The following is a 24139-nucleotide window of genomic DNA, read 5'->3' as shown; positions in this document are numbered from 1 at the left end:
TGTTTAAAATTTTATTTGGTTTTGTTTATGGTGGATTTTCCATCAATATAATCCTCGGATCTTAAGAAAGCATCTGTTTTCTTCAAGGTATCCTCAAAATAAGGGTTCCTGTTAAAAAAAGCATGCTCTGCCCCATCGTATAGATACAAATCGCAACGACTGCCAACAGTTTTCATTTTTTGCTCGAAGGCTTTAGAGGAAGCTACAGGAGTTGTTTTGTCTTTTGTGCCAAAAAAAATAATGGTGGGTGGAGCTCCTGTGGTAATATTGTGCAAAGGAGAAATTTCAAGGTAACGCCCCTTCATTTTACGATAACCATAGCCATCTTTACTATTATCATATACCGGATTGAAAAGCACCAAAGCGTTCGGTTTAGAGCTGATACTTAAATCTTCATTCGGTCCTTCGAGACCATTAATATTCCCGCAAGCGGCAGCCAAATGCCCCCCTGCTGAACCACCTCCGGCTGCTATTTTATTGGGATCTATATGTAAAGAATCTGCATGTGCTCTAACAAAACGTATCGCAGATTTTGCATCGGCTACTGCCTCAAAAGGGGATGTACCATGTAAATTAAAAATCCGGTAATCAGCAGAAAAAGTAATCAAACCTCTTGAAGCTAAATACCCGCACTGTCTTTGAAATGCCTTGTAACTGCCACTATTCCAACCACCACCATGAAAAAACACAATGCTGTTATATGTTTTATCCGGATCGTAATCCTTAGGCCTGTACATATGAAGTTTCAGGGTAATAGTGTCGATTTTTTTATAGCTGATAACTTCAGGGTCTATCTTAGGAATATAGGACTGCGCATGAATTAAGCAACACAAAAAAGAAATTATAGTAAATACTACAGGTTTCATAATCTTGAGATTAAAAATTCGATTTCCATTGATTTAATTCCGTGAGTAATGCTTCTGTTTTATCAGGCATTTCCTGAACAAGATTTTGAGATTCGAAAGGATCTTCCTTGATATTGTATAATTCCGTCCTACCTTCTTCATACCAATTGATCAACTTATAATCGCCTACACGAATGGCTGATGATTTAGTATCGCCTGTGTTTTTTGGTCTCGCATTTGGAGAGTGCCAAAAAACGGTTCTATTGGACCAGTATTCTTTGTTTCTCAGGATGGGTAAAAAACTTTGACCACCTGTACCCAATTTTTCTCCAGATGTAATATCTAAAATAGTAGGAAACACATCCATAAGCATCACTATAGACGCTGCTTCATCTCGCGGTTGAAAATGATCTTTCCACTTCACAAATAAAGGCACTTTAAGACCGCCATCATACAACCAGCCTTTACCGGCACGTAGCGGAAAATTAGATGTTGCTAAATGGCGCTTTTTATAGCCATCATTCGACAAACCTCCATGATCTGAGGAAAAAATCACAATAGTATTATCTCCAATTTGCAAATCGTCTAATACCTTTAAAAGTTTACCAACATTCTCGTCCATGTTTTCAACCATTCCTGCATAAACCGGATTATCCTGACGCATTTTTGTACGTCCCGTGCCTTCTTTTATGTATTCAGGTTGATCACCAAAATCAAATTCGGAGATTTCTTTTTTGTTTCTAGCGACATCTTTTGCCTTTGCTTCAAGAGGTTGATGCACCGCATAAAAGGCTAACATTGCCATAAAAGGTTTCTTTTTATCTCGGTTTTCGATGTATTTAATAACCTGATCCGTTAAAACATCGGTAAGATAATCGCCTTTTTTACCAATAGTATCCATATCAACGATTGGTTTCTTGTTGGTTTTCCAATTATGTTTTGGCGTATTGAAGGGATAGAAATAACTGATTGGAGAGCCGGCAGCACCCGCTCCAACTGAGGTATCATAGCCAAAACCTGTAGGACTACTTGCTCCTGTTCCCAAATGCCATTTTCCAAAATAAGCCGTTTGATAGCCAGCTGCTTCTATATGTTTAATATAATTTTTATCATTAGAAATATCTCCGATTTCAAAACCATCATCAGGTACTGTTCTATTTTGAATGGGATACCCCCCTGTCATCATAGCATAACGGGAGGGTACACAACGGGGATAATTAGCATAAGCATTTTCAAAACGTACCGACTGCATCGCTAGACTATCGATATTGGGAGTTTGATATATTTTAGATCCCGTTAAACCGAGGTCATTATAACCCAGATCATCCACATGAATAATCAGAATATTTGGTTTATTTAATGTTTCTCTTTCCTGTTTTTTCTGGTTACAAGAAAAAAAAATTGACGTGATGAAAAGGGTAATACTGAGATATTTTAAAGATTTAAATATCATTTTTACTGATTTTTAAAGCTTTTTGAATACTGTAATAGGCAGGAATAGGCTTATATTTTTCGTTATAAATCGATTGAAAATTACCAGTCTCTTTTTTAGGTCTCACACCTAAATCCCATAAATTGAGTGTGACCTCACCTTGTTTACTTTTTTCGATAAGCACATTTACGATTTTGTCGTAAATTTTTTTCTGAATTTCGCGTTCGCTTTTTAATTGATCGGCATCTTCATTTCGAACTAAGTAATCCAATTCCGTAATATGGAAGGCCAGATCATTACTGTGAGCCCAATCAATTAAATCGCTCAATTTTTGAATGCTCACGTCCATATTGTCAACAAAGTCCTTTCGTTTGGCTCCTAAAAGCAAGTGTGCTTGCCAGCCAATACCATCTACCCGATATCCTTTCGACCTTAAATAAAGTACTGTTTCTTTAACCTTACCCCACATCGGAGTTTCCATACCCACATTTTGATTATAAACCAATGCTTTGTTGGATGCATATTTTGTGGCGATCTCAAAGGCTTTTAAGATGTATAAGGGAAAACCATTTTCATCATAACCCATGTTTAACCAAGGATTCTCCCACTGATGTGTACCTTCCTTAGGTCCAAACCACGATCCGTCAGCCAAAATGGTTTCATTAACCACATCCATATATTTAACACAAGATTCATTATTGAATTTTTGAGTAATCGCCATCATGTATTCTTCCATGATTTTGGATAACTCCTCCGGGGTTCTGTGATCCGCTTTAGCCCATTTAGAAGCTTGCGGACTAACAGGGGAATGCAATCTAACTATTAAATTATGGTCATTCGCAAAATCAATAAATTCATTAAGTTCACTCCAGTCCCATTCTCCGGGTTTAGGATGCACTCGTGTTTGTTTCGCAGCATTGGCGGGTGTGAGGTATTTAAAATCTTTAAGAAATAATTTTTCCTTTTTGGTTCCCAACTCCTCATAATTCAAGGTAGCTCCTACGAGTAATGAGGGAATCGGTTTATTTTTATTTGTTGTTTTTTCTTCCTGCGAAAACCCTGATAACACGTTGCAAATAAGCAGGATATATAAAATCTTTCGGTTCATTATTTCTTTGGTTTTTCGTATTCAATATTATTTCTACCACCTTTGTGATTAGGTTTCATTTTTACCTGGCGATCCTTTTTAAAATTTTCTAATTTTGCTAGCATACTCGCTGTCCTTTGAGGCATATCGTTTGAAAGATCGTTTTTCTCAGAAATATCCTTCCCCACATTATACAATTCTACTTTACCGGTTTCCACGAATTGTAATAATTTATAATCACCTATCCGAATGGCTGAAGTCTTATCGTCTCCTGTTGAATTTGGACGCGCTTTATATGAATTCCAGAATACCGTACGTTCTGGTCCAGGTCTTTTATTAAGAATCGCAGTTTTCATGCTAACACCATCAATACCTTCAATTATTTTGTCCAGCACCAGATCAACGATTGTTGGAAATACATCCATACCAAGAATCACGGTCTCTTTATCCTCTCCCGGTTCTCCGTGTGGCACTTTGAATATTAAGGGTACTTTAATTCCACCTTCATAAATCCAACCTTTTCCTGCTCTAAGAGGCGCATTTGATGTTGGAATCAATCGGTTATTTGGTCCTCTCGTTGAGAGCCCGCCATGATCTGAAGTGAGTACGATCAAGGTGTTTTCGTACAGCCCTTCGTCTTTCAGCGTTTGGATTAATTTTCCAATATTTTCATCTACATTTTCTACAAGGCCTGCATACGGTGGATAATTTTGCTTTACTCGGGTATCACCATTGCCTTCTTTAACATAAGTTGGCCCATCGCCAAAATCGACATGCTTCATTTGTTCCTCATTGCGTTTAATGTCTTTTTCCTTGGCTTCGATGGGTGTGTGCACTGCATAATAAGCCAATACTCCCATGAATGGTTTGTTCTTATTATCCTTGATGTATTCAATGGTTCTTTTAGTGAGAACATCAGATAGATAATCACCCGGCTTGGCATAATCTTCAACATCCTCAATAGGTGCTTTATTACCCTTATTACGATTCTCTTTCTCCTCGTTAAACGGATAAAACCTTGAGTGTGTACCACCGGCCTTCCCTGCTGCAAACGAGGCGTTAAAACCCATACCAACAGGACTATCTTCTTTTTCTCCTAAATGCCATTTTCCAACGTAAAATGAATAATAACCAGCATTAGCAAATTGTTTAGCGAAGTTTTTACCTTCCGGAATAGAACCCGGATGACCATGGAATTCTTTTAAAGGATAAGTTCCCGTCATAATACCGTAACGTGAAGGTACGCAACGCGGGTAGCTGGAATATGCATTATCAAAAGTAAATCCGTTTTCCGCCAAAGCATCCACATTTGGTGTGTTGTACATTACTGAACCATTCCGACTCAGATCATGATAACCCCAATCATCAACTATGATAAACAATACATTAGGCTTCTGCTGAGCTTGAGAATTTTGAGCAAAAATTACAGCCGCAAGTATTAAAATGAATTTCAAAATAGATTTCATATTATCCTTTATTTTTCATTTGATGTTTATTACGATTATTGGCTTCCTGACCAATTTTCATAAGGTGTTTCAATAATTCAGCTTTATGCTTTTGAACCTCTTTTTGATACTCCGATTCCTTAACATGATTCTTGGTTTCCAGCGGATCTTTTTCGTAATCATAGAATTCCTCACCAACAATATAATCTTCATTGTAAGGTTTAAAACTTCTATAATTATGATTTAACCATAGTGTGTAACGATATCGATCGGTTCGAATACCATACCCCATGCGAGGTCCTCTTCGATATTGATGAAATGCAGCGTCTTGATTCACCTTAGTAGCAGGATCATCATCCAACAAAGGAACTAAAGAAATCCCTTGTGCTTGATCTGAGATCGGAACTCCTGCAAGATCAAATAGAGTTGGAAAAGTATCCAACAAATTCACGGGATTATGGCTAGTCTGATTTTTGGCAACACCCGGACCTGCAAACATAAATGGAATATGTGTAGCTTGTTCAAAATTAGAATGTTTACACCATTCTGTATGATCTCCCAAATGCCAACCGTGATCACCCCAAAGTACGATTACCGTATTTTCAAGTATTCCACGCGCTTCAAGAGCATCAAGCAATTTACCTAATTGAGCATCGATGTAAGAGGTACAGGCCATATAGCCATGAATGAGCTGCCGCTGTTTGGCTTCCGGTATTTTATCTCCAATATTCAGGCTGTCAGGGATATCGCTGAACGCTCTCAATTCACCAAAAGAGTGATAGGCAAATTCCGGCGTGCCTTCTGCTAATTCTTGAAACTTAGCTAATTCTATTTTGTCTTCATCGTATAGGTCCCAATATTTTTTGGGTGCTATAAAGGGTAAATGTGGTTTTTGATAACCTACACCAAGGAACCAGGGCTTATTCCCTTCAATTAAGATATCTAATTTTCTGAGAGCTTCTTTTGTGTAAAGTCCGTCGAGATAAGCCTCATCCGAAACGTCTTGATTTTCCGTACTGGGCTTGATCCGATCGAACACATAACTACGAAGTTTCCCTCTATTCAATCCTTTGGAAGTGGCGTCATCCATTAGAGACTGCATTTCCTTTTTGGTTTCAGGGTTTTGATAATATTCAAACATGGGGTCGCCATAATCCGGATCAAAATTATCCGGTTGGATCCAAGGAATACTCCAGCTTTTAGCATCATGCCCCGGCGCAGCTGATGGTTTATGGTAGATTTTACCAATAGCCGTAGTCTCATACCCTTGAGAGATTAAGTATTCAGGCATTGAAACAAGATCCGGTGCCGATTTTCTGAAATCAGTATGCAGATCCCAAACCTCAGTAATATCCGGATAGGCACCTGTCATCACGCTGGCTCGAGACGGACCACAAACGGCGTACTGTACATGGGCATTCGTAAAGGTCATACCCATTTTTGCCAGACGGTCGAAATTTGGTGTGATCATTTCGGAGTGACCGTAATTGGAAAGCAAAGGTTTCAAATCATCAACGGCAATAAAAAGAATATTTTTCTTTTGAGTATTAGTTTGTGCATTGCAACCCAAAGTTGCTAAACACAGTATTATGGCAAATATATTTTTCATATTATTTTCTTGTATTGTTCTTGTTTACAATATCCCTTACCGAAGTTTCCGAATCTGGTCTGTCAACAATAGAACCAAAATCAGCGTCAGTAATTTTCCTGAAATCGTCCAGTGGTATATCATCCCCGTACTGTTTCATTAATTTTTTCAATGACTCTTTAAGATGTTCAACGACATTTGAATATTGTGGATCGTTAATAATGTTATGTAATTCATTAGGATCCTTTTCACGATCATAAAGTTCCCAAACATCAATATTATAATAAAAATGAGCTAAAGTATACTGAGGTGTTCTAATACCGTAATGAGGCTGAACGTGATGCCAATACGGGAATTCATAGTAATGATAATACATTTCCTGCTGCCAGTCTTCAGGTGTGTTGCCTTCTAACACCTTCTTAAAGCTTTTTCCTTGTACCTCATGGTCAGTATTGATCCCCGCAATATCCATAAATGTTGGAGCAAAATCGATATTCGAAATAATATCACGATTCACCGTTCCGGATTTTACCATTTTTGGAAAACGCACGATAAACGGCATGCGAAGTGATTCCTCATAAATAAAGCGCTTATCAAAGAAACCGTGATCACCTAGATAAAATCCTTGATCGGAAGTTAAAACAATCATGGTGTTATTTGTTAATCCATTTTTATCAAGATAATCAAGAACACGCCCCAGATTATCATCAACAGATTTCACACAAGCCAAATAATCTTTGATAAACGTCTGATAACGCCATTTTCTTCCTTCCTCATAGCTCATCCCTTCAGGTTGTACTAATTCACCTGGTTTAGCACCATAAAACTCCCAGGCCAAGCCCTGCTTGCCTTCCAAGCTATCTGGAGTTTTTAGTTTCATATCACGACGTGAGAAAAAATCAACAGTCATTTCCGTGTCTCCGGCCGTTAACTCTCTTCCTTTATAATCATCATTAAAAGTAACCGGATATGGCATTTCAATATCTTCCCAAAGCTTTTCATATTTACGGTCGGGCTCCCATGGGCGATGTGGCGCTTTGTATTGTAAAACCATTAAAAAAGGGTCACTTTTATCACGTTGGTTCTCTAGCCAATCTAAGGCAAAATTGGTTGTTAAGTTACTGGAATAACCGGTGTGTTTAACATCTTCACCATTTTCATTGTATACCGGATTCCAATAATGTCCTTGTTGGCCGGCAGAGTTATGATATTTAAAAACATCGAAACCTTTAGGCTCAGATCCTAAATGCCATTTCCCAAACAAACTGGTTTGATAACCATTCTTTTGAAATTCCTGAGGAAAGGTCCATTTTGAAGCATCAAATTTTCCACCACTTTCATTTTTATAATAACCATTAACATTACTGTAATCGCCAGTTAAAATACTGGCTCTACTTGGCCCACATATGGCGTTTGTGCAAAGCACATCTTCAAATAACATACCCTCATTTGCCAATCTATCTATATTGGGTGTTGGCGCAATATCTTTATATATTCCACCGTAAGCACTAATTGCCTGTATGGTAAGATCATCGGCCATGACGTAAATAATATTCGGTTTCTCCTGAGATTCCTCTGTGGTTGTCGCTTTGTTATTATCGTTTTTACACGAAAAGGAAGCGAAGACAACAAACGCCGTTACAGCTAAAAGGGATACTATTGTTATTTTTCGTTTCATTTAATTTTATAATTGTTTATGACTCTATTTTTGTTTTTATTCTTTAAGATTAATTAATTCGGTAGCTTCAAATGTTACTTCTTTCAAATCCTTATCGTCTGAAGAATTTCCTGTCATCACCGTGAATTCCCCTGGCTCAACAACGAAATTGTATTCAGCATCGTAAAAAGCCAAACGGTCGGCGGTTATAGGGAGGCTTACTGTTTTAGTTTCACCCGGCTCCAGGTGAACACGTTTATAACCTTTAAGTTCCTTCACTGGTCGCGTAAATGAGCTAATATTGTCTCTGATATACATTTGAATTACCTCATCGCCTGCCATATTTCCGGTATTCGTTACGTCTACTGAAACTTCAATAGTATCGTTAATTTTTGAAAAGGATTCCCGTGATAATCGTGGTTCGGAAATTTTAAAAGTGGTATAACTTAATCCGAATCCAAAAGGATGTAATGGCACTTTCTTCTCGGTGTTATATTTATGAATGTACATGGTAGGTTTATGATTGTACACCATTTGTAATTGTCCTACAGATCGTGGAATGGTTACAGGTAATTTTCCTCCAGGATTTAGTTCTCCAAAAATAGTTTCGGCAACCGCCTGTCCTCCGAAAGATCCTGGTTCATAAGCGTAAATAACAGCATTTGCCTGATTTTCCAATTCGGGTTCTGCAATAGGGCTTCCACTAACATAAACTACAATAATCGGTTTCCCATGCGCTAAAATTTTGTTCGCTAGGTCCATTTGTTTCCCTGAAAGTTTAAGAGTTGCCCGGTCTATATTTTCACCGGTCGTTTTATTGGGCCAGTCGTACCGGAATGAATTTTCACCTAAAACGAGTACCGTCATATCGTATTGTTTAGCCAATGTGGCAGCCTGATCAATATCGTTGTCTTTCATTTTTCTTGAGCGTTCCCCGGAATTAAAGTAATCTACTTTAATTCCTTTTTCTTCACCCAGAGCTTTTAGGCCTTCATAAATGGTCGTTGTATTTTCTGCGGGTTGTTCGTAAACCCAATCGCCCATAATCGTTTCATTATTAGCGTTAGGACCTGTTACCAATATGGATTTATTATTTCCTTTCAAAGGCAGGATGCCATTGTTCTTTAACAAGGTTATGGCTTTCCGGGCTTGTTTTAAGGCTGTTTCTTGATGTGTTTTATTAAAAACAACCTCATTCTCGTTCCCAAACTCGATAAATGGATTTTCAAATAAACCGAGCCGGAATTTAGCTTCCAATATTTTGCTACAAGCCTCATCAACGCGTTCCTGCGGTAATTTGCCTTCTTTCACCAATTGGATCACATAATCCGAAAAATTTGGTCCGTGCATATTCATATCCAATCCTGCAGAAACAGAAAGCAAAGAAGCTTCTTTATAATCTTTAGCTATATAATGCCATTTTGCAATTCTGGAAACATCATTCCAATCACTTACGTAAAAGCCATTAAAACCCCAGCGATCTCTCATAACATCGGTCATTAGATATTTATCCATGTGCGCAGGAACTCCATTTACTTCGTTGTGTGATAGCATAATGGAGAAAAGGTTCCCTCCCTTTACAGCTTCTTTGTAAGGAGGTAAAAAGATTTCAAACAAGGTCCGTTTTGATACATCTAACGGTGAGGCATTAAGGCCATTTAGAGATTCGCCACCACCAATTAAATGTTTAGCACAAGCAATAACATGATTGGGTAAATACTCTCCACTTTCAAAATTATCAGACTGTAAGCCTTGTATCGTAGCCAAGCCCATTTTTCCAACTAAGTAAGGATCTTCACCAAAAGTTTCTCCGGTGCGTCCCCAACGTGGATCGCGCAGTACATCAATATTAGGTGTAAAAGCCCAGTGAGAGCCTGTAGCACGCATTTCTAGGGCTGTTTGTTTACTAGCTTCCTTCAACAAGGCATCATCCCAGGTGGCTGCCTGCGAAATTGGAGAAGGATAAATCGTTGCTCCATTGTACAAACCATTACCATGAATAGCATCGATACCGATAAGGAGCGGAATTCTTAAACGAGATTTTTGAGCTAGCTTTTGCAGCTCATTGGCCTCCTCAACAGTTACCACATGTAAAAAAGACCCAATTTTACCTTCGGCTGCCATGTCGGCAATATCTTGAATGGAATAGCCGGGATAAAAGCCCTGTGCATCATTTTTATCCAATTCGTCTGCCTTGAGGTTTTTCATCGCCTTACGCATATGCTCTAAACCAACATATTGCGTCATTTGGGCTACTTTATCTTCAAGCGTCATCCGATCCATGAGATCGTTTACGCGATCTTCTATTTTGGCTGAAGCATCTAAGTATAATGGTTCACCATTGTTAGACACTGATGTATTGTCTTGCTTGCAGGCAACAAACAAGACAAACACAATCAGATACAATAAAGTGTTGCGGGAATTCAAATTGTATTTCATTTCAATTAATATCCAGGGTTTTGATCAGCTTGTGTTATGGCTTGGTTACCTGAAATTTCCGTTGATGGGATAGGTAAAAGCATGTTTTTCACACTAACAGGATACATATAATCTTTTCTGGTATCAAAAGTTGGATTCGAATTATGAGGTTCTACAACTTCCTCCAGGAAATACTCATAGCCACGACGTCTTACATCGAACCACTCATGTCCTTCAGCCAATAATTCATATTGACGTTCTCTCATAATGCGCATTCTAAACTCGTCCTGAGTCATACCACTCCAATCTGCTGGTTCCGTGGCATTACCACTAGATGTATTACGTGCTCTTGCGAGAACTTCATTTACATAGGTATAGGCATTCGATGGACCGTTCAATTCGTTCTCAATTTCAGCCAATGTTAACAGTACATCGGCATAACGTAACACAATAAAATTTCTACTGGTCGTTGTACCGTTATAGTTGAAGTCCAAATACTTTCTGATATATGGATAGCCATCATTACCTCTGTCTTTTGCAGGATAGGTTATTTGTTCTGACCCATCTCTTAGCAAGTAGAAATCATAAATAAAGGTCGCATCTATTCTAGGGTCGTCAGGATACTGTGCTACATGCTGGTCAAAGGTTTCTTTGTTTGGTCTGATACGTCCAAACGTTCTTTGATCTGTAGAAACGTAAGCACTATTTTGTGGCGTATACATTCGAATAATATCTGAGTTTCTTGTTGCTCCATTTTGTGCATATTGAATTTCAAATATTGATTCCACTGTATTTTCGTTGCCTTGCTCAACAAGTTCTGCATAGGTTGGTGTTAGGCTATACATACCATAAACAGGTATAATTTCGTCATAGGCCTTTTGCCAGTAAGAAGGATCGCCTCCATCTTCACCCGCTAATTGCACATATACTTTAGCCAGATAAACATAAGCTGCAAGATTTGCCGGTCTCCCGGGTACATTAACACCAATTCCGGGCATCATGGTCTTCGCTTTTTCAAGGTCAGAGATAATCAAATCATACACCTCTTGTTTTGAAGCTCTTGGCGTGTGAAGAGATTCGGCTGTTGCGGGTTTTGTTTTAATAGGAACACCGCCAAACAATCTTACAAGATCAAAATAAACCACACCTCTCATAAAGTAAGCCTGACCTAATGCTGACTCTTTGTTTGCAAGATCAGCTCCGGTATTTTCGAGATTATTGATGATCACGTTAGCGACATTAATGGTTTGATACATTTGTGGCCATAAGCGTGTTAACCAGGTGTTAATTGGCGAACAATTCAGGCTTGTAGCGTCAGAACTCGCGCCTTGATTTGACCAAAATTTTCCGGAATGTGGGGCAATAAGTCCATGCCAGGATGAACCATGATACCCCGGATCGGCAAAACTTTGGTATAAACCATTAATAGCCGTTTCAACACCATCCTCGGATGAGAATATTTGATCTTCGTTGTAATAGGTCTCGGGTAATTCTTCTAAAGTATCGTCGCAACTTTGAAAAGCCGCAAACAAGGTTAGAAAATAGAGTATATATATTTTATTTTTCATGACAATATGCTTAAAATGTTATGTTTAATGAGATAGAGTACGATTTTTGATTTGGAAAAGAACTCGAATCTAAACCAACTCGAAGCGGATCAAAGGAAAAACTATTAACCTCAGGATCGAAGCCACTGTATTTAGTGAATAGTAATAAGTTCTGACCTGATATTGAAATATAGGCATTCGATATCGCCGGAATCTGATCCACAGGAATATTGTAACCTAGGGTTACATAATTCAATCGAAGGAAACTGCCATCTTCAATTAAGCGGTCTGTAAAACCGGTATCACGAGCGAGATCGTAACCCACTCTTGGATAGGTTCCGTTCGGATTATCTGGTCTCCAAGCATTAACATAGGCTTCTGTTCTTATGTTATTTGCGTTTGCATCGGCATAGGCTTCACGAAGTAAGTTTGCATTCGCGATGTCATTACCCTGAATGCCGTTAAAAAAGAAGCTTAACGATAAATTTTTATATTCAAAGCTTGAACCAAATCCGTAATTGAAATTAGGGTTAGGGTCTCCTATAACGGTTAAATCAGCATCAGTAATATTACCGTCATTATTTTGATCTATTAGATAAACATCTCCCAATTGTGGTGCAATACCTCTGAATGTAGGTGCTGCGCTTAACTCGGCATCATTTGAAATAATACCATCTGTGGCATAACCATAAAACAACGCTGGGGCTTGACCTTCAATAAATATATTAGCAGGTACTTTAAAAAAGTTACCACCTGAAACTTGTCTACCTAGGAAGGCACTGTAAGTTTCTGTACCGAATTGCGCTGGCGGAATACCTAATCTATCAATTTTGTTTCTATTAAAGGAAATGTTTCCATACATGTTCCAGGTAAAGTTTTCGGTTCGGATAATATCCCCTGCCAGGCTTATTTCCAATCCTTTGTTAATAAGATCGCCCTGGTTGGCGTAATAATTTTCAAAACCATTGGAAGGACCAATTTCAACATTCAACAATAAATCTGAAATTTTCTTGTAGTATACATCCACAGTAGCGGTGTATCGATCGTTATCTATCCCGAGGTCGAAACCAGCATTGTATTGACTCGTAGTTTCCCAGGTAAGATCGGGATTGGCCAAATTTGTTGGGATAATTGCTGTAAGTGCTCCCCCATTGGCATCAGAATACGGTGACTGGGTAGGACCAAAAGGCGTGATGGTACGGTAATTTGGAATACCTTGATTACCAGTAAGTCCCCAGCCCAAACGCAACTTAGCTTCAGAAAGCCAATCTACCTTTCTTAGGAATTTTTCTTTATTCATTTTCCAGGCAAAGGCTAGGGCCGGAAATTCTCCCCAACGGTTTCCTTTTGCAAATTTACTACTACCATCCGCTCTGAACGTGGCTGTAAACAGGTAACGATTCATTAAGGTATAATTAATTCGTCCCAGAAAAGACACGATAGTTTCCTGCTGCTTGTCGAAAAAGAGGGGTTGGTAAACCTGTCCTGTAGAAATTCCATCGGCTCTTAAATCCTTGTTTGGAAAATCCGAAGCCTGATTGGTAGTTTGTTGTATTTGTTTTTGATCGAAAATCACACCAACTGTTCCATTGATCCTATGTTTATTATTAAATCTTTTTTTGAACATTAAGGTGTTATCAACATTGTATCTAAAACGCTTTAAAGTACTTATACCAGCTTCACCATTGGCATTCTTACCTCGGAAAACCGCGGTACCATACCACACTTTACGTTCTTTGTTTCTATAATCTGCACCAAACTGGGTTCTATAAGTAAATACATCAGAAATATCATAATCCAATTTAATAGACCCAAGCACACGGGCCTCTCTAGAATAATCATCGTAATCCTTAATCCAGGCTCTGGGACCATCCAAGGTTTCTTCAAAATCAGTTCCGAAGAAATTATCCTCAAAATTTAAAATTGGAGCTCCGGAAATAATCTGTCGCACAAGGTTATTATTTGTACCTCCAAGATTATCTGTTCCCTTCGAGGCTGAATTCTTTTGATAATTGGCTGAAATTTTCGTCTGAAGCTTTAATTTGTCCGTAAGATCGTTTCTTAAGTTCGCCACAAAATCAATACTTTTTGCAGAGGTTCTAGGAATAAGACCTTGGGTATCGGTAAATCCGGCACCATAATAATAACGGTTATTATCTCCTCCACCTGAGGCAGTTATTCTATGATTTTGGTTTATTGTTGATCTATAAGTGTCTTTACTCCAATCTATACCCTCAATTCTATCTATAGAGTTCGCATTATCAATCATGTATTGTTCGCTGGTTTGGTAATACGCAGCGCTTCCATCAGGATAAACATAAAAATTAGGATCGAAGCCTAAATTTGCTCTGTATTCATTTTGATAATCTATATACTGCTCAGTGTCCAGAACATCGATATTTCGGGTGATATTTCCAATTCTAGTGGTAGAGCTATAACCAATTTTAGCATTACCTGGTTCACCCTGCTTTGTCGTTATTAAGATCACACCGTTGGCTCCTCTGGAACCATAGATTGCCGTAGCAGAAGCATCTTTTAAAACTTCTATACTTTCAATATCTCGTGGATTAATTCCTGAGATACCTCCCTGTGGAGACAAATAACTGCTTCCACCGGAAAGAGGATCCAAAGTATCTTCTGTAGCCGAATCTACAATAACACCATCTATTACATATAATGGTTGGGTATTGCCGGTTAAACTATTCACACCTCTAATCTTAATACTTGAAGGCGCGCCTGGTTCGGTACCATTAGCACTTACCAACACACCCGCGGCACGACCTTGTAGTAAGTTCTCGACACCTTGCGCTTGAGCAACAGCATCTTTTTTCGGAAGAACAGAGGAGACAGAACCAGTTAGGTCTTTTCTGTCAACTTCACCATATCCAATAACGACAACTTCATCTAACTGTTCATTATCTTGTTTTAGAACGATACTGATTGCTTTCTGGTCTGTAATGATAAGCTCCCTGGTCACATAGCCCAGGTAACTTACAACCAAGGTACTTGGTGTTTCACTGAGAGTTATTGTAAATTTCCCATCAAAATCTGTCACTTCTCCTTTTGATGTTCCCTTAACTACAATCGAGGCTCCCGGTAAGGGGAAATTTGATTCATCTGTTACAACACCACTAACGGTATGTTGTGCTAGCATCGCCAAAGGAAACATGGCAAAAAGTAGAAAGAGTAATTGCTTTGTGTACTTCATTGTTTTTTAGTTATTAGTCTTAAAATTTAGTGTCTGAAATCAAACCTCAAATTTTTAGTCTAGTTGGTAATTTATTTTTTGAGTTTAGTTACTGCTAAGCTACTTTTTTAATCCCTTTTAGAGTTTTAATAATTATCAAAAAGGGTATATTTATCGTCAAATTCTAGCATTTTCACAATATTAACCCTCTAAAAATGTGGTAATTTTAAAATTTAACAAGAAAATATACTGAATTATAAAAATCTACTATTCTGGGTTTTACTCCTGCAAACTATCAACAAAACCTGTTGGTGTTTGGCCGTAAAATTTCTTGAAAGAGGTACTAAAATATTTAGGGTTGGAGAAACCAGAAGCGTACGCAACCTCTTTGATACTTTTATCGCCGTGAATAAGTAATTTTTTGGCTTGTTTTAATTTGGTATGAATAATAAAATCCTGGGGAGATAAATTAACAAGACTTTTCAGTTTCATATATAATGAAGTTCTACTCATCCCGAAAATGCTCGATAGGTCGTGTACAGAAAAGTTATTGTTTTCAATGTTTTGAAGCACAGATCCTTCAAGATCTTCTAAGAACTTCTGATCATTTTCATTTCTGAAAGACGCAGCATTGTCTGCCTCTGTCTCATGAATGTACTTTTCTCTTAACTTTTGTTGCCATTTAAAGGTATTTACAATCTTAGCCAACAAAAATGGCATGTTAATGGGTTTTTCAATATACTCAGAAATACCACTTTCTAGGCTTTCAAGTTTTTGAACAGAATTTTGAAGAACTGTGAGCATAAAAATTGGAATGTGATTCAAATTAATGTCTTTCTTAATACGCTTCGACATTTCAATACCATCCATTTCCGGCATAATAAGATCGGTCAGAATTAGGTCGGGGAAATTTTGCATTGCCATTTTTAATCCTTCCTCCCCATTATGAGCTTCAAAAACCTGAAAATGAGTACCTAATGATTCTACCAAAATATTTCGAAGCTCATCATTGTCTTCAACGATCAGGATTTTATTATCACTTAATTCTGCCAATTCACTCGGATCCTCATGCTCTATTAAAACATCACCTTGTATTTGAATTTTTTCTGAGCTTGTTTCCTGATGTTTTGCTTTAAAATTCTTTAGAATTACAGTAAATGTGGTTCCTTTATTTTCCTGACTTTCGAAATTGATGGATCCTCCATTTTTCTCAATGAGTTTCTTGATCATAATTAAACCCAATCCGGTACCTGGTCTCTGACTGTTAATTACATTTCGAGCCCGATAATAGCGTTTTAAGATAAATTTTTGTTGATCTTTTGGGATTCCCATTCCAAAATCTTTCACTTTTAATCGAAGTTCACCGGACATTGTTTTATTTAATTCTATAATGATTTTATTATCATCGAAAGAGTATTTTATTGCATTCGAGATCAAATTAAGAAGTACCTTATCAAAGGTTTCCTTGTTGTAATAGAATAGGTCATTAGACCAATGGTTTTTCACTTCAATTTTTAAATTTCGTTCATCAAATAACGGTTTGAAATCATTTAGCATTTTTTGAATATGCTTTTCGAGATTAATGGGAGTTACATAACCTTTTCCAAATTTATCCGTAGTGGCCTTATGAAAATTTAGCATCTGTTCAAATAATGAACTAATGCGTTTCACTGTTGTTTTTATTTGATCTTTGGGAATATCATTTTGGGTTTGTTCCGTAGCATTATCCAATGACGACAATAATATGGTAAGTGGTGTTTTTATTTCATGGGTAATGTTGTTGAACATATCAATTTGTTCATCAGCATTTCTTTTATTCACTATCACACTGGTAAAATGTATAATTAGTAAAATAACACCAATTATAATTAGCACATAAATAAAAACGGCTTCGTTAGTGGCCCACCATGGCGATAATACCATAATATCAATTGCACGTTCATCACCGAAATTACCATACTTATCAGCAGCCTTTACTCTAAAAGTATAACTGCCAGAACCCAAATTTGTGTATGTGGCGAAGGCGTTATAGCTAGGAGTGCTCCAATCCGGATCGAATCCTTCAAGTTTCCATGAGTATTTTACTTTTGAAGGGGCGCCATGAGATACCCCCGTAAATGCCATTTGTATAGAGTTCTCATTACTTTTGAGAGTTATTTTTTTGGTAACATTAATATGACTTTTTAATATTTTTGACTCTCCCGGGTTAACATCCTTATTAAATAATCTGAATTTATCGAATACTAAAACAGGTTTATAGTTATGGCCTTTAATTTCGAAAGGATTGTAAGTTGATACGCCATCCACGCCACCAAAGGCGAAAAGCGAATCTTTAAGCTTAGCGAAACTACCGTAATTAAATTCCGTACAGGCTAAGCCATCGCGTTTGTCATATATATTTATGATGGTATCTGTAGAATTTGTTCTGATATGCGCTAACCCTTTGGTTGTACTTGCCCAGATATTATTATTATCCTGAACAATAACCCCTTGAATAATATCGGAGGGTAAACCGGATTGCATGTCCAACTTTTTGGATTGCTGGCTATTAAAATCATAAAACATTAAGCCGGTACCATTAGTTGCTAAGAGTAATGTTCCATTATTTAATTGAGCCAAGGCGTTAATATTGGAATAAGCTCTACTTTGGGTTGTTGGTTTTGTACCATCAATTAATTCAAATCTTGATTTGTTTGGATTAATTCTGTATGCACCATTTTTCCCTGCAGCAATAATATCACCCGAATTAGATTCTATAATTGACTTTATAGGCTGAATAGGATAGGTATCTATTTTTCCATTCGACCTTATAACGGTTACATCTCCTTGGATACCTCCAAACCAAATGTTATTTTGGGAATCTTTACAAACAGTATAAACCTTATTTAATTGAAGTTTTTGAGATTTCTTCGAATCAAATTTCGTGATACCATAGGTGTTTATATTCACTCTTAACAAACCGTTATTGTAGGTCCCCATCCACATAAAATCATCATCTGCAGCAAGGGCTAAAACGACATTGTCACTACTTCCCGGACCTGAAAAATCATTTAGGTGTTTCCAGTTGTTTGTTTTAGGATTCCATATGCTCACTCCTTTTTTAGTACCAAACCATAATCTATTCTTCTTGTCAATAGCAATCGCTCTGGTAAAATTTGTAACCAGACTGTTTTCATTATTAATTCGATGTTGAATTTTATTGAAAGGTAAGCGGAATGAATTGAAATAATTCACACCCCCACCGTAAGTCGCCAACCATAAAATACCCTCGTTGCCTATTTCTACATCATAAATACCATTACTGGAAATAGAGTTTGCATCATCAATATCATCTACAAAATGATTGAGAACATTAAAATTTTTATCTAAATAGTACAAGCCGTCTCCATCGGTGGCCAAATAAATATTACCAAGATCGTCGTTACAAATATCAGAGATAGGATAATTCCTAGAATTTTTAAAATCAACAACATTTAACTTATTTGATAATGGATTGAGTGTGTAAATATTTCCAGATTTAGTACCTACATATAAGGTATTGTTAACCTTATTGATTATATCAACATTTTTAATATCAGAAGAAACGGGCGATAATATATCACTATTAATATCGTATACGTATAAACCGTCGGAAGCACCAACATAAATTTGATTCTCTAAATAATAGATAAAATATAGAACATGATTACTTATTAAACGAACAAGGGTATCATCCTTACTATCAGGATTGTATTTCCATAAGCCGTTATAACAAGCAATCCAAATATTTCCTTTATCATCCTCAATAATTTTATTCACTAAAGAAGGATTGATATCCGGCGTTTTTCCAACAATATTGAACTGGTCTAAGGTATTGTCATATAAACAAATGCCATTTTCCATACCAGCCCAAATACGTTGTTTGGAATCTATAAAAATATCCATGGTTCTGTTACTAACAGAACTTGGTAAACCGTTGTACGTGTTATAAACTTTGTAAAATTTTGAGTTGTGTTTCAAAACACCCTCCTCAGAGGCGATCCAGACATTTCCAATACTATCCTGAACTACGGCATAGGTTATGCTTTGTGTTGAAACATTTTCACCTGTCAATTGCTTAAACTCAACTGGATTTTGAGCATAGACCAGTTGAAAAAGCCCCACAATGGCCAGATTAAGAAACAGCCAAACAGACTTCCTAAAAGGATTTATATTTAAATTTTTCGTTAGCAATTATACCGACCTTAGTTATTAACAAATATCAAATATTAAATTTAAGGACAATTAAATTAATTTTTAGTAAATAACAAGGCTTTAAATTAATAAATTCTTAACTAGTGACGCTAATTGAACCTAAACTGACAATTTACCAACCCTTTGGATATTATTAAAAATTACTTTTACTCAAAACCAAAAAATTATCGAAGAAGGTCAACATGAAGAAAAATAATCTGTTATGTCTTTTATTACTTTCACTACTTTTTACAAACCTTTTATCCAATAGGGCATTTGCCCAACAAAATTCTTATTCAATTTCCAACGAAAAATTAACCGCAACTATTTTGGCAAAAGGTGCAGAATTGACCAGTTTAAAGTCGGATTCTCTTGAATATATTTGGCAGGCTGATCCTAAGTACTGGAATCGCCATGCCCCTATCTTATTTCCAATTGTAGGACCATTAATAGACAGGGAATATATTTTAAAAGGAAAAACGTATTCCATGCCACAGCATGGATTTGTACGTGATTACGATTTCAGAGTCATTAAAAAGATGCACAACTCTATTACCTTCCAACAACAGGGTACCACCGAAACAAAAAGAATGTATCCTTTTGATTATATTCTAAAGGTAAAATACACCTTGAAAGGAAATACCCTTCAAGTAAATTATGAAGTTACAAATCCTAATTCAGAAACGATGTATTTTTCCTTAGGTGCCCATCCGGCATTTAATTGTCCATTTGAAGCCGGACAAAAACGCCACGATTACAAATTGGTTTTTGACAAAAAAACTAAAGTTAAAACAAAAAATAAGAATGAGGGGTTTTATATTGATGATTACTCAGAAGTCATGAACGCCCCAGGCGAATTAAACATTTCAGATACTTTATTCGATAATGGTTCTTTAACCTTTAATCCGAATCCGTTTTCAACAGCAACTATTGTATACAAACCTACAAATAAAAAATACCTAAAAGTCGTCTTTAGGAACTATCCGTATTTGGGTATTTGGTCCGCTGGAAATTCCCCTTTTGTGTGTATAGAACCTTGGCACGGTATTTCAGATAATTATGACCACAGTAAAAAACTCGAACAAAAAGAAGGGATCATTCAATTAGAATCTTCCAAGGTGTTTAGTTGTAGCTTCTCAATTAAAATACTCTAATTATTTTTTTTAATTCCTAAGAATTCCAAATAAAAAGGCGAATTGATTAATACTATTTAAGAGTATCGATGGTCCATGTCATACTTTCATCACTATCATTACGGTAGATTGTCCTGGGCCATCCCTCCATTTCTTTGGCTTCTTTTTTCGTAACATCTGTAAACCTGGCCCAGGATTCGAATTTCACGCTTTTTTCTTTCTTATTAAAACGAATGAAACCAAACCCATCATTTAGTTTTTCAGGACCTTCAACATTGGCGTAGGCATGCATCGTTATTTTGTTTCCAAGACCATCCTGATAATCACCGGTAAACTCCAAAGGATTTTTAGGATCCTTGTTATTACCAGATTTTTCATCAAGGGGATGCCACCATCTTCGATAGATTGTATTTACAATGGCTGGAGAAACGAAGGCAAAGGGACCGTCACGATATTCATCAATGCCATGCTGCACCAAGGTGGCTAAATGTTGATCACCCGCCAAATGAACTGCACCTGCATCGGCAAGGAGCCTTAAAGCTTTATTTCTTCCTGTTTGTGGCCAACCGTTACAGTCTAAATCGGCATGTAAATAATTTTCGAATTTGCCGTGGCGATGTGCACCACCGCAAAAACCTGTAGCCGAAACTACCGACTTAATGGCAACACCTTCATAGTTTTGCCCCCAATCCTGCAGGAATTTCAATTGCCTTTCTCCTAATAGGGTTAAACCCTCAAGATCGATAGACTTGGGATCATAATTAGAATCTATAATATGATCTGGACGAGGCCCTTGCTGAGGAATTTTTCCTTTTGGACCGCTTTTAAATTTTCTGTCCTCAATAATCGCAAAATCAATGCCTCCAACTAAGAAATTCGTATAATACACACCAATTCCCTGCTTTACAGGGATAGGATCATAAGGATCTGGTAAATGAGCCGTCTGGCAACGTTCTACCATTTTCACATACTCTGGACTAAAAAAGTAACCGCCATCATCGCCAGTCATGGAACTTGCTTTTTTACCACCTTCTCCCCATAAATTATATTGTCCGATGTCATGATCATCAGGCATTGTTACGCAAGGACGATTTCTAAAAACTTCACGAAACTGTAAACCAAATAATAACCATGCGGCCGTGTGCTCTTTATGATCATAACTCTGATCGCCAACAAAAAACACAACATCAGGATCCAAATAATTTATATTTCGAGAGAATTCTTCTCTCATACCACGATCTTTGTTAGAATTACAACTTAATAAGGCCGCTGAAATTTCATTTTTATTTATTGGATCTTTTCTAATCAGTCCTTCGAAGACAGCATTCTCTCCATGTCTTAAACGATATGGAACATTATTAGTTTCGTCCCAATTTTCGATCCTGAATGTCGTAGACCAACCAATATCATTCACTTTCTGACTGGCCACCTCTATCCAATTCCCATCTTTCTTTAGCTCTAATCTTACTTCTCTAGTTTCATCAGGATACAAGGGAAATAATTGAGCCGTAAGCTTTAGTACTTTTTTATGCGTAGTATAAATCCCAAAACAAACAACCTCATCTCTTGGCACCTCTAAATCGAGTATCATCGATTTTGTCCCACGAACTTTAGCCGCATAATTCCACCAATCATTTATGGCATACTTGTCAACGTTATCGAATGGCGCTTTCACCGGAGGAATCATAGCCTTTTTACAATGAGTTAAACTAAGCACGATCAATAACAGTAGCGTTAATATTCTATAATTTTTCATGGTTATTTTTATTATTAGGATAGTTGCCAATTATTTTTTAGTCGCCACAACTCTTACCATAGAGACCACAAGATTATCTGTATTCTCTCCGGCTTCAAGTGTAAAATCAAAATTGTGAGACATACTATTTTTGGTCATGTTATCAATAAAAAAGGTTCCCGTTTTCAATTTTTGATCTCCTATTAGAGCCAATGACTTCATTTGAGTCCCTTCATTAAATTTGAGAAGTATTTGACCTCTATTCTTATCTATATAGGTAATTTTAATGGCCAGTTTATCTTTATTTTTTTGCCATCGATCATCAATATCGAAGCCTATTTTTTTTCCTGATCTAGCAATATAATCAAAATACTTCCCGGGTTGAACCATCCACATTTCAATGGGGTGTTCAATTTTTATCTCCGGTTGCGTTTCAAACCCAGGAGCATCTCTCTGATAGAGCCACCTCTCAAAATTTTTAACCGGTATACCCTCTTGTTTTTCATCCTCAGTTTGAATTCTGTTACGGTAATCAAATTTCTTGTAATAATTTGGTTTGATAAAGCTCGTTCTCAAATAGGTCCATACATCAGGAGCATTTTCTACAGTTCGCCCCAATTCGAGAGCAATAAATGGTAACATTTTAGGAATCAAATGTCCCGTAGTATGAATGTAATTACAGCGCATTTGTAAGGCCCTTAAGTTACTTGTAAAATAACGATATGGAAATGCTTCTGTGGTTTTCCCGAACTGGAATCCACGATCTGAAGTCGCCCAGGCTTTTTCATATTCTTCATTCACTTCCCCATTAAAACAATTATATTTCATGATCGGGGCATCCTCATCAACCATGAGATACCCTTCTTCATTAATATATTGCCCCAAATTTTGGCTTGGAATTCTATAGAGATACATTTCAACAAAACCACGACGTACTCCGAAACCCTTTCTAAATCCATAATCACTGGGAGCACCCATAAAAACCTTATCCTCCTGCCCTTTAAACGCTTGCCCCCAAGCGTCCAAACGCTCCCGAACATGCCGCACGGTATCGTTCGCCGCACTATTTTGTTCTCTAAAAGGTCCGATGCCTTCATCTCCAAAACTATGCGATGCATAACCTGTATAAGCTGCCTTGACCATGTTTGGAATTCCACTTTCTTTCAGCGCCTTAATAAGTGCTAAATAATGTTTGTGAAAAACAGGGTGAGCTGGATCAAAATTTAAATTATGTCCAGAGCGCTCTTTCGGGAGTAAGTTCACTCCTAGATCCTCTAACCATAAAGGGGCCTCGCCTCGCTGAAGTGCTTTATCATCAGATCCGCGTGATTTTGAATGACAAAGAATTCTCAAAATGATTTCTGAACCAACTTTGTTAGCTTGTTTTATGCGATTTATGATAGGCTCAAAGTTATATTGGCCCTCAGTAGGCTCAATATCTCGCCATTTTACCCACAAAATACCCACAGCATTAGATTTGAATTTTAAATCCAGTGGTTGAAATTCCTTATTTAAACCAATAATTCTTTGAAGTCCAACAAGCGATCCTGGAGCAGGTTCAACAAATTCGGGCAAGGACCAGTCCCAGCCATGAACAATATGATCGTTGTTTATCCAGTTTTGCGCTGCAATTGTGTCTAAATTAGTAAGATCGAGATGCTGGTAATCGGGCCAATAGGAATAAGAACTATTTTGGTTCTGAAAAGGTTTAAAACCCGAAATTGATACAGCCAGCATTATAGAAAGAAAGACGAAAAGTATCATATTTCTTTTTTGACCTCTGCCTATAAAGCGAACACAAAATTTCTTTACCATATTAAAGACTACCATTTCCTTTTAGCTATTACTTCTAT

The 24139-nt window shown here is 37.2% G+C and carries 13 protein-coding genes; 1 reads left to right on the top strand and 12 read right to left on the bottom strand.

Annotated elements, in window-relative coordinates; genetic code table 11:
- Positions 1-11: 11 nt before the first annotated feature.
- The 10 genes from V8G61_RS05855 to V8G61_RS05810 all read right to left on the bottom strand — a co-directional run bounded on the left by V8G61_RS05855 (position 12) and on the right by V8G61_RS05810 (position 19418).
- Positions 12-866 carry an alpha/beta hydrolase gene (locus V8G61_RS05855; protein WP_394874559.1) on the bottom strand — a complete coding sequence of 285 codons (855 nt, stop codon included), beginning with the start codon at positions 864-866 and terminating at the stop codon, positions 12-14.
- 10 nt (positions 867-876) lie between these two features.
- Complete coding sequence (locus V8G61_RS05850; protein WP_394874558.1) at positions 877-2298, bottom strand: sulfatase; 1422 nt, start codon at positions 2296-2298, stop codon at positions 877-879.
- Positions 2288-3385: an endo-1,4-beta-xylanase gene (locus tag V8G61_RS05845; protein WP_394874557.1), complete on the bottom strand. Its 1098-nt coding sequence runs from the start codon at positions 3383-3385 to the stop codon at positions 2288-2290. Before V8G61_RS05845 ends, V8G61_RS05850 begins: the two co-directional genes overlap by 11 nt.
- Positions 3385-4830, bottom strand: a complete 1446-nt coding sequence (locus V8G61_RS05840) for a sulfatase-like hydrolase/transferase (protein ID WP_394874556.1) — start codon at positions 4828-4830, stop codon at positions 3385-3387. The genes V8G61_RS05845 and V8G61_RS05840 overlap by 1 nt, the downstream gene beginning before the upstream one ends.
- Position 4831: 1 nt before the next feature.
- The gene (locus tag V8G61_RS05835) at positions 4832-6418 is read right to left on the bottom strand and encodes a sulfatase (RefSeq protein WP_394874555.1); all 1587 of its coding nucleotides are present in this window, start codon (positions 6416-6418) and stop codon (positions 4832-4834) included.
- Between the two features lies 1 nt (position 6419).
- Positions 6420-8075 (bottom strand): sulfatase, encoded by a 1656-nt coding sequence (locus tag V8G61_RS05830; RefSeq protein WP_394874554.1) that lies wholly within the window; start codon positions 8073-8075, stop codon positions 6420-6422.
- A 36-nt stretch (positions 8076-8111) separates the two neighbouring features.
- Positions 8112-10493 (bottom strand): glycoside hydrolase family 3 N-terminal domain-containing protein, encoded by a 2382-nt coding sequence (locus V8G61_RS05825; RefSeq protein ID WP_394874553.1) that lies wholly within the window; start codon positions 10491-10493, stop codon positions 8112-8114.
- Between the two features lie 5 nt (positions 10494-10498).
- Positions 10499-12040, bottom strand: a complete 1542-nt coding sequence (locus tag V8G61_RS05820) for a RagB/SusD family nutrient uptake outer membrane protein (RefSeq protein ID WP_394874552.1) — start codon at positions 12038-12040, stop codon at positions 10499-10501.
- 10 nt (positions 12041-12050) lie between these two features.
- Positions 12051-15227: a SusC/RagA family TonB-linked outer membrane protein gene (locus V8G61_RS05815; RefSeq protein WP_394874551.1), complete on the bottom strand. Its 3177-nt coding sequence runs from the start codon at positions 15225-15227 to the stop codon at positions 12051-12053.
- Between the two features lie 258 nt (positions 15228-15485).
- Positions 15486-19418: a two-component regulator propeller domain-containing protein gene (locus V8G61_RS05810; RefSeq protein WP_394874550.1), complete on the bottom strand. Its 3933-nt coding sequence runs from the start codon at positions 19416-19418 to the stop codon at positions 15486-15488.
- Between the two features lie 203 nt (positions 19419-19621).
- Between V8G61_RS05810 and V8G61_RS05805 the strand changes: the two genes are divergently transcribed.
- Positions 19622-20572, top strand: a complete 951-nt coding sequence (locus V8G61_RS05805) for an aldose 1-epimerase family protein (RefSeq protein ID WP_394874549.1) — start codon at positions 19622-19624, stop codon at positions 20570-20572.
- A 52-nt stretch (positions 20573-20624) separates the two neighbouring features.
- Here V8G61_RS05805 and V8G61_RS05800 read toward each other — a convergent pair whose 3' ends face one another.
- Both V8G61_RS05800 and V8G61_RS05795 read right to left on the bottom strand, forming a co-directional pair.
- Positions 20625-22307 (bottom strand): hypothetical protein, encoded by a 1683-nt coding sequence (locus tag V8G61_RS05800; protein ID WP_394874548.1) that lies wholly within the window; start codon positions 22305-22307, stop codon positions 20625-20627.
- Between the two features lie 30 nt (positions 22308-22337).
- A complete protein-coding gene (locus V8G61_RS05795) occupies positions 22338-24050 on the bottom strand; it encodes a hypothetical protein (RefSeq protein ID WP_394874547.1) in 1713 nt (570 codons plus the stop codon).
- Between the last annotated feature and the right edge of the window lie 89 nt (positions 24051-24139).

Source organism: Gaetbulibacter sp. M240 (assembly GCF_043876815.1).
Lineage (GTDB): Bacteria > Bacteroidota > Bacteroidia > Flavobacteriales > Flavobacteriaceae > Gaetbulibacter_A.
Note: the sequence above shows the minus strand (reverse complement) of the source record. Positions and strands in the feature narration are given on the sequence as shown.